This is a genomic window from Sulfuricaulis sp. (assembly GCF_040901545.1).
In the GTDB taxonomy this organism is placed as follows: Bacteria; Pseudomonadota; Gammaproteobacteria; order Acidiferrobacterales; family Sulfurifustaceae; genus Sulfuricaulis.
In genome coordinates, this window is record NZ_JBBDYL010000008.1 from 1485 (window position 1) to 14216 (window position 12732).

A 12732-nucleotide genomic window follows, 5' to 3' on the forward strand; every position below is an offset into this window, starting at 1 on the left:
GATGTTAAATCGGTTCGCGAAGACTCCGTATCGCCCTAGCGGGCCCACCATTTTTTTAGTCCGCCTACCCCCGCTCCGTCGCGCGGCTTGAGTATCTTCACAGATCGAGAAACGGTCGATTGGTAATATTGAAGCGGCATCATTATTCGTTGCCCGCGGATGCTCAGGAATTACTCAATTCGCTGAGATATTCGTGATGTGTGGTATTGACGCGGCTCACGCGCAGTTCCACCGGGGTATCGTGATAGGTGTAGGCCACGCGGCGGATTTCCAGCACGGGACCGCCCGCACGAATGCCGAGGTGTTTGTTGCAAGCCGAATCCGCGAGATTGGCGCGCAGGCGCTCAACGCTGCGGATGACATTGATGCCGTAGCGCGATTGATACAGCGCATAAATGGTGCTGTCGCGATGGTTGAAAATATCCCGCGTGAGATCCTGGAACGGCGCCACGGGAATCGTGATGTCGTCCAGCACCACCGGGCTTCCCGCGAGCAGCAGGCGATTCTGGATCTTGAATACCGGATCGCCGCGCGCAATCTGTAATTGCTCCGCGACGTCAATCCCCGCACGGTCTTTTTTGAACGACAGGAGCTCGACTTGGGGATAATTCTTGTCCGTCTCGTCGTGGCCGACAATATGGAAAAAATAATACAGCGTCCGGTCGCGATTGTGTGTCGCCACAAACGTCCCCTTGCCCTGTTGACGGACCAGGACCTTTTCGGCCACGAGTTCGTCCACCGCCTTGCGCACGGTGCCCACGCTGACGTGAAACCGCTCCGCGAGCCGGGATTCGCTGGGGATGGCTTGGCCCAGGCCCCATTCCCCGGATTGCAGGCTTTCGGTGATTTGGGATTTGATGGCCCGGTACAAGGGGCTGCCGCCCAAGCCGAGCGCGGAGGGTGCCTGGGCCATCACAGGCCCCCGGCCGCCCTGATTGTGGTATCGCGAAGGATGTTTACCGCGCTCATAAGAAATACATATATATCATATATGTCATATGGTTGACTAGGCACCTGACCCCCGCTTAGAATTGCCGGATTCCACCCGGGCCGACGCCTGTTCCGCCGCCCGGGATCAGCCATCGATCGAAAAGGGAGCACACATGATTCACTTCGTTGTTCATGACGTCGGCGATTCGGTCGGTGTCGTCGTGGTGGAAGGTGTCAAGGCAGGCCAGGAACTCACCGGCTGGGTTATGGACCAGGACAAAACGGTCAAGCTCAAGGCGCTCAACGACATCCCCATCGGGCATAAACTGGCGCTCAGAGACATCGCCAAGGATTCGACGGTCGTCAAGTACGGCCACGACATGGGCCGGGCCGTGGCCGGTATTCGGACCGGCGAACACGCGCACGTTCACAATATCAAGACAAAGAGGTGGTAACACGGTGAATATTTCTACCTTCATGGGCTATCGCCGCGAAAACGGCCGAGCCGGTATCCGCAATCACGTGATTATTCTCCCGGTCGATGATCTTTCGAACGCCGCTTGCGAGGCGGTCGCCAACAATATCAAGGGCACGCTCGCCCTGCCGCATCCGTACGGGCGGTTGCAGTTCGGCGCCGACCTGGAATTGCATTTCCGGACGCTGATCGGAACCGGAGCGAACCCGAACGTCGCCGCGGTGGTGGTGATCGGCATTGAACCGGGCTGGACAAAACGCGTGGTGGATGGCATCGCCAAGACGGGCAAGCCGGTCACGGGTTTCAGCATCGAACTGAACGGCGACATCAATACCGTCGCCGCCGCCTCGCGCACCGCCAAGGAATACATCCAGTGGGCGACCGAACAACGCCGCGATTCATGCCCGATCAAGGATCTGTGGGTGTCGACGAAATGCGGCGAGTCCGACACCACATCGGGATGCGGCGCCAACCCGACCGTCGGGAATGCCTTTGACAAGTTGGAGGCCTTCGGTGTAACGCTTGTTTTCGGTGAAACCTCCGAGCTCACCGGCGGTGAGCAGGTCGTGGCCGAACGTTGTGCCACGCCCGCGGTGCGTGAAAAATTCATGCAGGCCTGGAATGCCTACAATGACTTTATCGTCGCGAACAAAACCGACGATTTGTCCGACTCCCAGCCCACCAAGGGCAACATCATCGGCGGACTCACGACCATCGAGGAAAAGGCTTTCGGAAACATTCAAAAGATCGGCAAGCAATGCAAGATCATCGGCGTATTGGAGCCGGCCGAAACGCCCGCGGGCCCGGGATTGTGGTTCATGGATTCGAGTTCCGCGGCGGCCGAGATGGTGACGTTGTGCGCGGCCGCGGGTTATGTGGTGCACTTTTTCCCGACTGGACAGGGTAATGTGATCGGCAATCCGATTCTGCCGGTGATCAAATTGTCCGCCAACCCGCGCACGGTACGCACCATGCGCGAGCATGTGGACCTGGACGTTTCCGGGCTGCTGCAGCGCGAGATGAACCTGGATAAAGCCGGCGACCAACTGCTCGATGTCATGCTGCGCACCTGCAACGGCCGGCTCACGTCAGCCGAGGCCCTCGGCCATCGGGAATTCGTGTTGACCAAGCTATATCGCAGCGCATGATCTGAAACTTCCGTTAACGTACGGCCGCCGTTGGGAAATCACATGGCGAAGATACTCAAGCTGAAAGTCTGGCGCGGCGGCCGGGACGGGGCGTTTGAAACCTACGAACTGCCACGGCAGGATTCACAGACCATTCTGGACGCGGTCACTTACGTCCAGCGCCGGATTGATCCCACGCTTTCCTACCGATTTGCCTGTCGCGTCGGCATGTGCGGTTCCTGCGCCATGACGGTCAACGGGAAGGCGCGGTGGACCTGCCGCACGACCGTATCAAGCGTGATCGAGGAGGATTTACTGGAGGTTGCACCCCTGTGCAATCTGCCGGTGATCAAGGATCTCGTTTGCGACATGACGCACTTTTTCGAAAAATGGGATGAGACCGGTATTCCGGACACGAACCTTGCCTTTAACCTCACGTGGCATGACTGGATCAATCTGAAAAATCTTATTCTGGTCAGCCGTGCCATCACCGCGACCGCGATTGCGCGCGAAAATTCCTGCGGCGCCCATTACCGGGCTGATTTCCCCAATGAGGCCGTTGCCGAGCGTTCGGAGTACGTCAGCGTCATCTCGCGAGACGGTCGCTTCGACCTGGCCCGCCACCCGGTTCATTTCACGCGCGTGCGACCCGGCGAGAGTCTGATTAAAAACGCCGCCGCATGAAGCAGATCGTCATTTCCGAATTCATGGATACCGGCGCCGTGGACACCCTGAAGCAGCGCTTCGAAGTAGTTTACGACCCGTTTCTCGTGGATCGGCGCGACGCACTGCTGACGCTGCTCGGCACAACCGCTGGACTGATTGTGCGTAACCGCACCCAGGTGGATTCGGTCCTGATTGACGCCGCGCCGCGATTGCAGGTCGTAGGCAGGCTGGGTGTCGGGCTCGACAATATCGACCTTCCCGCGTGTCGGACACGGGGTATCGCAGTGTTTCCGGCCACCGGCGCCAACGCTGTTGCCGAATACGTGATCGCCATGGCGCTTGTCCTGCTCCGGGGAGCGTATCGAACGAGCCGGGAAGTAGCCGCCGGAGTCTGGTCAAAGGAAGCATTATCCAATGGTCGGGAATTGTCCGGAAAGGTGCTGGGCATCGTGGGATTTGGCTCAATCGGACAACTTACGGCACGCAAGGCCTCGGCGTTGGGCATGCGCGTGCTGGGATTCGATCCCGCCGTGGACAGTAAATCCGCGGCTTGGGAAAAGGCGGGTGCAAGGTCCGTTACGCTTGACGAGTTGATAACTACGTCGGATGCCGTCTCACTGCATCTTCCGCTGACGCCGGAAACAAAGAATATTTTCGATCGCTCGCGCATCGCTTCCATGAAACGGGACGCCGTGCTCATCAATTCCGCACGCGGTGGGATCGTTGATGAAACGGCACTGGCCGACTTGCTGCGATCGGGGCACCTCGCCGGCGCGGCACTGGATGTGTTCGCGAAAGAGCCCTTGCCGGCCGGATCACCGCTTGCGGATTGTCCCAATCTGCTGCTTACTCCGCACATCGCCGGTCTGACGCGTGAATCCAATCAGCGGGTGAGCAGCTTGGTGGTGGAAAAAGTGAGCACATACCTCGCCGGTTTGAAATGAGGTGACGCTTCAACAGTGGAAATGAACAATGGAGCAACATGCCAATCGTCCCGATCGAAAAACTGACGGATCTGTCTCGTCAGGTGCTTGAAGCCGCAGGCGCCGCTTCGGAAGCCGCGCGGTCCACGGCGCGTTTTTTGGTCGCCGCGGAAGCCGCAGGCCTTTCCAGCCATGGCGTATCACGTATCCCGCGGTACTGTGCCCAACTGCGCAACCAGCGCACTGTCGGGGATGCCCAACCGCGGGTGATCCGCGAAAAAGGCGGCGCCTGTCTGGTGGATGCAGGCAGTGGTCTGGCCTTCCCCGCTTGTGAGTTGGCCGTAGCCGAAGCGCTGAATCGCGCCCGCAAATACGGCGTCGCCTTCGCCGGCGTCACGAACAGCAATCACTTCGGGGTGGCGGCGATACACTTGCACCCGATTGCCGAGGCCGGCATGGTGGGGCTGGCATTCGGTAACTCTCCGGCGGCAATGCCTCCCTGGGGCGGGAAAACCCCGATCTTCGGCACCAACCCGATTGCCGCCATGTTTCCACGCCGCAACGCCGATCCGCTGGCGATCGATGTCAGCTTGAGCGAAGTGGCTCGTGGAAAAATAATGATCGCGGCCAAGGAAGGAAAACCGATTCCCCTGGGCTGGGCGCTCGACCAGGAAGGAAATCCGACCACGGATGCCGCGGCGGCGCTCGCGGGCAGCATGCTGCCGGCCGGCGGACTCAAGGGGGCGATGTTGGCGCTGATGGTGGAACTTATGGCCTGCGCGCTGACGGGAGCCGCGTTTGGATTCGAGGCGGATTCGTTTTTCGTGGATGAAGGTAACCGCGCGCGGATCGGGCAGGCGTTTCTGGCCGTCGACCCCGATGCGCTCGCGGGGAGAGAAATTTATCTTGAGCGCGTCGAAATGTTGATAGCCACGATGCTGCGTGAACCCGGTGTACGCCTGCCCGGGGAACGCCGTTACCGGCTTGCCCGACAAGCCGAAAAGAGCGGCATCACGGTGCCCGATTCGCTTTACCAGCAGCTCACCGAGCTGGCCAAATCTTGACTCAATATTACCCGTGCGCGTTGCTTGACAAAGCAACTTATTGTAAAGATTAATGCGATCAACCGGCCTTTCCCGGAGCGCGTTACCGAAAGTGGACCGTGAATAAAATTGAACTACGCGCTCGGCGACCGGTCTCCCGATCTGTAACCTCTTCTAATGGGTATTTTAATAATGGAGGATTTCCACATGAAACGTGATTTTACGGCGCTTTCATCGACGCCATTGAAATTACATGCCACCTTCGTGCATCCGCCGGTACCCCCGGAGTTGATTCATCTTGACAGCCCAAGTGTCACTGTCATGACCGATTTCAAATTTGTACATCCGGTGACGGTCAGCCCCGAGACAGGAATGGATGACGCGCTGGGAATAATGAAAACGGCCGGTGTACGGTTGCTGCTCGTTACCAATCGTTTGAATGAAGTGGTCGGGATCATCACTGCCAACGACATCATGGGTGAAAGGCCGATCAAGATACTCGGGGAAACACGCGTAACCCGCGCCGATATCAAAGTATCGACTATCATGACCGCGCAGCCGGATATTCCAGTGCTTGACATGATGAGCGTGCGCAACGCACAAGTCGGTCACATTATCGAGACCTTGCATCAACTGGAACGCCAACACGTACTCGTTGTCGAGGCCGACAGGGAGACCAAGGCGCAGCGCATTGTGGGAATGTTTTCGACCAGCCAGATCAGCAAACTCCTCGGGCGTAACGTCTGGGATGAGGTCATTCCGGCCCATTCGCTGGCTGAAATCGTTCGACAAATCGGCTAGCGGACTTCCAGAGAGGACGGTTAAAACCAATTGCCCGGTTCTGCGTCGCGCCGGCGTTTCAGTATAAAATAAGCGATTCTCCCGGCAAATCGAGATTCGATCGATCAAACGCTGTCAGCACTGGGTTAAGTTGCTGCCGGCGATGGCGCAAAATCAATTTAGCAGAATGAGTTTGAAGCTATCATGAAAATCCTGGTATTCGGTACCGGCGGTGTCGGCGGGTACTTCGGCGGACGGCTGGCGTCCAGCGGGGAAAATGTCACATTTATTGCGCGTGGCCGACACCTGGCGGCGCTGCAAGCTGACGGACTGCGGATTGAAAGCACGTTGGGGAATATTCATGTTTCGCCGGTCGACGCCACCGAGGATCCGAAAAATGCCGCCACCGCAGATCTGGTGATGATCGGCGTCAAACTTTGGGATACCGAAACGGCGGTACAAACACTGGCACGGGTGGTCGGTCCCGAAACCACCGTGGTGTCTTTTCAAAATGGCGTTGACGCGGTTGATATCCTGGCACGTGCTTTCGGAAAAGCTCATGTCATTGGCGGCATCGCACACATCGCCGCCGTGATTGATCGACCGGGCGTGATCCGGCACAACGGGACAATGCAGCGTCTGACTTTTGGCGAACTCGACGGACGACGAACACCGCGCGTGGAGAAATTTTTTGCCGCTTGTAAAAATGCGGGAATAGATACCGTGCTGAGCGATGATATCCAGCGCGTTATCTGGGAGAAATTTGTGTTTCTCGTCGGCTTGAGCGGCATGACGACTTTGACGCGCCTGCCGATCGGCCCGGTCCGCGAGGACCCGGAAACGCGCGCGTTGTTGCTCAAAGTGATGCGCGAAGCCGCCGCGGTCGGCCGTGCACGCCGCGTAAACCTCGCGCCGGATGCCGCCGAGAAGCAACTTGAATTTACCGACGGGCTCCCGGCGACCATGATTGCATCCATGCTGGTGGACTTGCAGCGCGGGCGACAACTGGAACTACCGTGGTTGAGCGGTGCGGTTGCACGCCTGGGCGAACAATCGGGTATCGCAACGCCAGCGAATCGGTTCATCTGCACCGCGTTGAAACTCCATTCTGCCAGGCGCCAACCTGTTGCCAATGAGTCTGGCTGATGGACCGGTGCGGTTAATTCGTTCAACTTTATTCCGGGATTGTCGCTCGCGTGTGGGTAGCGGCGAATCAACCGCGAAAAACTTTTTATCATTTCGTAACCAACCAGGAGGAGAGGCCATGCCGACTGAACTGTTCAAGACAGGTCGAAAGATCCGTTCGGAAGTATTGGGTGAGATACGCGTGCAGCAGGTACTGGACGAGGCGGATGACTTTAACCGGGATTTTCAGCAATTGGTCACGGAATACTGCTGGGGTTTCTGTTGGGGCCGGAAGGCCTTGAGCCGGAAGCAACGCAGCCTGCTGAATCTGGGCATGTTGGCGGCATTGAACCGCGGACCCGAATTCGAATTGCATTTCCGCGGCGCCATCAAGCATGGCCTTACTCTGGATGAATTGCAGGACGCCCTGATTCAAATTGCCGTCTATTGCGGTATTCCGGCCGGAGTTGAGAGTTTCAAGACGGCCAACAAGGTAGTGAATGAGCTGAAAGCGTCCGGGGCACTCCAGCCATAGGCGGGACAGACAATTCTCTATCCGGAATAAACTCAACCGGGAATAACGGCCTCAGGCAATGCAATCCCCGTATTGGCAGATATCACCGACGTTGATTTCGAATCAGGAAACAGGGGCCAGGAATCCACCGGGACGTCGCCGCCGGTCTGCAATGTGACCAAAATCTTTGACGGCTGAACCGCTAACGGATCGTGCATCCGGGAATAATTACATGATATCGAAATCGAGGAACCGCAATCCCATCCCTTCATTCGTCACTCTTACGACTCTGGCCGAGACATTCGAGAGTTGTGACCCCCAAGTTGTGTTGGAAAGTTTCAGTGATACCACCCGTCCGATGGGCAGGCAGTCATTCTTGCCACTCAGAATAAACGTGCCGGTCTTGCTGATATCCCGGGTGACGAAAATCCTGTTGGCGAGATTTGGCGGATCGAGAATTTCAACGTCCAGTGAAACTGTGAGGCGCTCCTGCGAACGTTTTTCCATAAAATACCTTCCCTATAATAATTTATCCGTTTTACTCCGGTGATGGAGTATTTTTTGTCGACATTTTTTTTCCGTCCTGGAGAATCTGGGCGAATTCATTCTGGGTAACCGGTTTGCTGAAATAATAGCCTTGCATTTCATCGCAGTCGTGCTTGCGCAAAAAGCTGAGTTGATCTTTGGTCTCGACTCCTTCGGCGACAACCTTGAGTTTCAGGCTTTTGCCCATGGCGATGATGGCTTCGGTGATGGCCGCGTCTTCCCGATGCGCCATAAGATCCTTGATGAAGGACCGGTCAACCTTGATGGCGTCGAGCGGAAACCGCTTCAGGTGCGCCAGGGAGGAATAACCGATGCCAAAATCGTCGATCGCCACGTGCAGCCCCATGGCTTTCATTTGAGACAGCAATTTCACCGCGTGATCCGGGTTGTACATCACCATGCTTTCGGTGAGCTCGAGCTCGAGGTATTCCGGATCCAGGCCGGTTTCCTTCAGGATTTTGGCGATGTCCTCCAATAAATATCGATCGTTGAATTGGCGGGACGAGAGATTCACGGACACGCGGATCGGCGGCAGCCCCTGATCCTGCCATGCCTTGTTCTGGGCGCAGGCCGTCTTCAGTACCCACCGGCCGATCGGCACAATCAGGCCGGTTTCCTCGGTCAGCGGGATGAAGGAATCCGGCGAAACCATGCCCAGTTCCGGATGCTGCCAGCGGATCAAGGCCTCCACGCCGGTGATTCCTCCGGTGTTGATGTCCACCTTCGCTTGGTAATGCAACAGAAATTCATCGTTCGCCAGCGCATGCCGCACGCTCGACTCCAGCGCCAGTCGCTCGAAGGCGAGTGCGTTGAACTGGGCTGAATAAAACTGGTAATTGTTTCGGCCGTGATCCTTGGCGAGGTACATGGCGATATCGGCATTTTTCATCAACGACTTTTCATCGTCACCGTCTACCGGGTAGGCGCTGATGCCGATGCTGGCGGTGATATGAAATGGTTTATCGTCCAGTATGAAGGGGTCCACGGTGGCGGCAATGATCTTCCTTGCCACGGTGGCGGCCAATTTGGCGTCCACCATTTCCTCGATCAGGACCACAAATTCATCGCCGCCCAAGCGCGCGACGGTGTCGCTCTCGCGCAGGCTGCGGGTCAACCGCCCGGCCATATCCTGCAGGAGTTTATCGCCGCTGGCGTGGCCCAGCGTGTCGTTAATGTCCTTGAATCGGTCGAGATCGATAAACAGCACGGCCAGTTTTTTGCTGTAACGGCGCGCGGTCGCCAGCGCGTGATTCAGGCGTTGACTGAACAGGGCGCGGTTGGGCAGTCCGGTGAGGCCGTCGTAATAGGCGAGATACTGGATTTTTTCCTCCGCCAACCGCCGATGATAATAATGGCCGATTTGGCCGCCGATCGACCGGGCTGACTCGATCAGTTTTTCGTCCGGGTTGCGGACTTTATAACTGAAAAATTCCATTACCCCGAGAATTTCCGTCCCGACCGAGATCGGAAAGGAGAAGGCCGAACGCAGGCCGGATCTGACCGCCGTTTCTCCCCGCAGGAAATTATTAATGCCTTTTACCTCGGCAAACCACACCGGACCGCCGGTGGACCAGGCGCGCCGTGCCACGCCAGAGTTTGATTTCGCGTCAAAAGTCGTCGTGCGCGTCTGGGTGACGAACTCGGAGGCTTCCAATGCGGGAACGGTCCACAGATTGAGACATCGAAACGTCTTGGCCTCTCTGTCGAATTCGAAATATCCGCCGTAGTCCCATTGCAGAGTTTCGCAGACTTTGCGCAGGATTTTGGGGATGGCCAATTCGAGCGCGTCGGATTCCGTTAGTAAGCTCGCAACGGCGTGTTCCATGGCATGGCGTGCTTCGATCTGTTTCCGCTCAAAGTTCTGGCCGATTTGACTGCCGATGAAAAGCGCGCTCGCAAGTAACGCTTTATCCTGGCGCCGGATATCGCGGCTGTAAAATTCCATGATCCCCATGACCACGCCGTTAACCACGATCGGGAACGCCATCGCCGTGTGCAGACCTGTTTTCGCGGCCACTTTGCCGCGCCGAAACGTGGGGTCGATCGTCACATCCTGTACCCATACGGGCTGACCCGTGACGCACACACGCCGGATCACGCCGCCATATCCCGGTGAGTCGGTGCTTTGTATCCACTCCAACTCCGCCTGAGACGAAACAGTAAATTCACTGCCATCGATATCCGGAGAACTCCAGGTATCCGTGTTCCGGATCGTCTTGCTTTGTCTATCCATGTTCCAGAACGCACCGTGAACCCATCCCGATGTCTCGCAGATGATTTGAATAATTTTTTGTACGATCTCGGGTGTATTTTCAGCGCTGGATAACACTTGCACGACGGCATGTTCCATGGCTTTAAGTTGTTCAGCATGCCTGAGCTCGGTAATGTCCCTGCCAATTCCGCGGTAACCCATGAAGCGGCCGTTGGCATCGAAAACGGGAATGCCGCTGATGCTGCTGTAACAGGCGGCACCGTTGACGTCATAACGTTTGTATTCAAAGTCGTAGAATGGCTTGTGGGCCGTCAGCAATGCTTTATGGTTTTTCCATTGCTCTTCGGTGACGCCCGAAACGGGCAGTTCCCACCGGGTCTTGCCGATGCTGTGCTTTACGCTTAGCCGCCGTTCCTCATCGGGATTCCGGATGATGCTGGTAAATCTGAAATCGCCGTCCTGTTCCCAATACCAAAACGAGGTAACATCAAAGAGTCCTTTGAATCGCGACTCGCATTCGAGCAATTTCGCTTCTAATTCCTTGACGGCTTCTCGGTTCTTGGCTGCGGGCATTTGTTAAACCACCTGAATAATCGAAATTGGCAAAAAAATTTCAAGGATTTTTCTTAATCCTGAGTATAGTTGTTTCATTCCCTTCCACAGCGCAAAAAATAGGCCGCGTTTGGGCTTGATAAATGGGGGTCTTTTCTCCTCAACCCCTTGAAATGCAATGAAATCGACTTCGGGGTACTTTGGCGGTTGCGGACGTGTCGCCTATCCGGCTAATGCATTGCTGGGACCAGTCGATTCGACGGTCTGCGGTTGATCCAGAAAGGGTACTTGAATTAACGCCATCATTGCCCGTTACGCGCAACCGGGGATATAGGGATGATTCGCGCGCGCCAACAGTCGAAAATTTATATTAGAGCAGGACGGTGCGACCGTTAGCGATAAGAAAAACATGGTGCCGGGCGCGGACAAATCTGTGGGGAACAGATTTGTCCGCGCTTTGCGCAGTCCGAAGGACGAGGCGCAGGGATGTGCCGGGCAATCGAACCAGCGGCGCGCGGATTATAGAACCGTCCCAAGAAAACCCAGAAGAACCTACTGACACCGAATCGGATACTAAGTACAATCCCTGCCGTCGTGGATCATGGTGAATCATGCTGGATTCACTCAGGTTGGTAGCAAAGTGGCAGCACGTAAGTTGGACGCTGGTTGGCTGTATGGTCGACCCTCAGGAGAGAACAGGGTTTTACCCTTGGTAATTCATACTGAATGGCGAATGGTGACACATGCGCCGATTCGCTTCATGGAGTCCGGATGGAGGAGCTTTATGGCAATAAAATACTTTATTTTTTGTATCATTCTCTTGCTTGCCGGGTGTGGCATCATAACATCAGAAGATTCGACAGTATCGACGTGTATTAACGTCGATTTGTCAGGCGCGTGCAGAATATCCGGCGGGATAACCCCCGGCGCATTGGAAGCAGTTCCAACAATATAAAAAAGCAGGAAGATACAGCGGAGTTCTTAAGCTTAAGAATCAGCCGACTGATAGGCGTTGCCCCGTATGCCTTGGCGTTAGATCGATGGGAAGAACCGAAGCGGCAAAGGTAGCCCGGGCTCCAGGCCCCGGTGGCACCCGGGCAGTTCGAAGCGCGGAACGTGAGCGGATGCTCGCTGGAGCGGCCGCATGGGAGTGGTGGCCGGGGTCGGAATCGAACCAACGACACGCGGATTTTCAGTCCGCTGCTCTACCAACTGAGCTACCCGGCCGTAAAGACGGCGAATTATAGAGAAGCCGTAACGCTTTGTACAAATTGGTCATGAGCAACTCTGGGCGGATCCGGGCCGGGACCCGAGCGTGATCCCACGAATGGCAGACCCCGATTTTCATAGCCGGCCGGCACGCGCAGCCTGAAAAGAGTGAGCAAAAATTGCGCGGATAACGCAACCAGAAAACCAGAAGAGATACCAGTGGATTTTGTATCGGGTTTATTTGCTGGACGGGGGTACGTAACCGCTGGGCAACCGCGAGCCTTCGCCGAAGAAATATTTTTCCATCTCGGATTCCAGAAATTTGCGCGCCTTGGGGTCAAGCGGGTTCAGGCGATTTTCGTTCATCAGCATGGTCTGGTGACCAAGCCACATCTGCCATGCTTCTTTGGAAACATTTTCCCAGACACGTTTCCCGAGTTCACCGGGGTAGGTCGGGTAATCCAGTCCGTCGGCCTCACGACCGAGTTTGACGCATTGCACCTTGCGGGCCATCAGTTCAATCCTCTTTAAGAATTTTTTGTCGTTATACTCAGCGAATCCAGATTGACTTCCAACAATTCGGCCAGGATTTCCGGGTCCAGGCGCTCGCCGGCGCGAGGACACGTTAAG

General features: G+C 56.3%; 12 protein-coding genes and 1 tRNA gene. 8 read left to right on the forward strand and 5 right to left on the reverse strand.

The window, feature by feature from the left end:
* Positions 1-163: 163 nt before the first annotated feature.
* A complete protein-coding gene (locus WD823_RS02265) occupies positions 164-913 on the reverse strand; it encodes a GntR family transcriptional regulator (protein WP_368427863.1) in 750 nt (249 codons plus the stop codon).
* Between the two features lie 190 nt (positions 914-1103).
* Between WD823_RS02265 and WD823_RS02270 the strand changes: the two genes are divergently transcribed.
* From WD823_RS02270 to WD823_RS02305, 8 genes are all read left to right on the forward strand, one after another.
* The gene (locus WD823_RS02270) at positions 1104-1385 is read left to right on the forward strand and encodes a flagellar biosynthesis protein FlgA (RefSeq protein WP_368427864.1); all 282 of its coding nucleotides are present in this window, start codon (positions 1104-1106) and stop codon (positions 1383-1385) included.
* A gap of 22 nt (positions 1386-1407) precedes the next feature.
* Positions 1408-2553: a UxaA family hydrolase gene (locus WD823_RS02275; RefSeq protein WP_368427905.1), complete on the forward strand. Its 1146-nt coding sequence runs from the start codon at positions 1408-1410 to the stop codon at positions 2551-2553.
* Positions 2554-2595: 42 nt separating this feature from the next.
* Positions 2596-3216, forward strand: a complete 621-nt coding sequence (locus WD823_RS02280; RefSeq protein WP_368427865.1) for a 2Fe-2S iron-sulfur cluster-binding protein — start codon at positions 2596-2598, stop codon at positions 3214-3216.
* On the forward strand, positions 3213-4142 hold the full coding sequence (locus tag WD823_RS02285) for a hydroxyacid dehydrogenase (RefSeq protein WP_368427866.1): 930 nt from the start codon (positions 3213-3215) through the stop codon (positions 4140-4142). Before WD823_RS02280 ends, WD823_RS02285 begins: the two co-directional genes overlap by 4 nt.
* 38 nt (positions 4143-4180) lie before the next feature.
* The gene (locus WD823_RS02290; protein WP_368427867.1) at positions 4181-5185 is read left to right on the forward strand and encodes an Ldh family oxidoreductase; all 1005 of its coding nucleotides are present in this window, start codon (positions 4181-4183) and stop codon (positions 5183-5185) included.
* Between the two features lie 186 nt (positions 5186-5371).
* Positions 5372-5965 carry a CBS domain-containing protein gene (locus tag WD823_RS02295; RefSeq protein WP_368427868.1) on the forward strand — a complete coding sequence of 198 codons (594 nt, stop codon included), beginning with the start codon at positions 5372-5374 and terminating at the stop codon, positions 5963-5965.
* A 183-nt stretch (positions 5966-6148) separates the two neighbouring features.
* Positions 6149-7090, forward strand: coding sequence for a 2-dehydropantoate 2-reductase (locus tag WD823_RS02300; RefSeq protein ID WP_368427869.1), 942 nt, complete (start codon positions 6149-6151; stop codon positions 7088-7090).
* A gap of 118 nt (positions 7091-7208) precedes the next feature.
* The gene (locus WD823_RS02305) at positions 7209-7604 is read left to right on the forward strand and encodes a carboxymuconolactone decarboxylase family protein (RefSeq protein WP_368427870.1); all 396 of its coding nucleotides are present in this window, start codon (positions 7209-7211) and stop codon (positions 7602-7604) included.
* A 207-nt stretch (positions 7605-7811) separates the two neighbouring features.
* Here the strand turns inward: WD823_RS02305 and WD823_RS02310 are convergent, their stop codons facing one another.
* The 4 genes from WD823_RS02310 to WD823_RS02325 all read right to left on the reverse strand — a co-directional run bounded on the left by WD823_RS02310 (position 7812) and on the right by WD823_RS02325 (position 12615).
* A complete protein-coding gene (locus WD823_RS02310; protein WP_368427871.1) occupies positions 7812-8090 on the reverse strand; it encodes a PilZ domain-containing protein in 279 nt (92 codons plus the stop codon).
* Positions 8091-8121: 31 nt separating this feature from the next.
* Positions 8122-10914 carry an EAL domain-containing protein gene (locus WD823_RS02315; protein WP_368427872.1) on the reverse strand — a complete coding sequence of 931 codons (2793 nt, stop codon included), beginning with the start codon at positions 10912-10914 and terminating at the stop codon, positions 8122-8124.
* A 1130-nt stretch (positions 10915-12044) separates the two neighbouring features.
* Positions 12045-12120: transfer RNA gene (locus WD823_RS02320), tRNA-Phe, on the reverse strand.
* Between the two features lie 219 nt (positions 12121-12339).
* Complete coding sequence (locus tag WD823_RS02325; RefSeq protein ID WP_368427873.1) at positions 12340-12615, reverse strand: oxidative damage protection protein; 276 nt, start codon at positions 12613-12615, stop codon at positions 12340-12342.
* Positions 12616-12732: the final 117 nt, after the last annotated feature.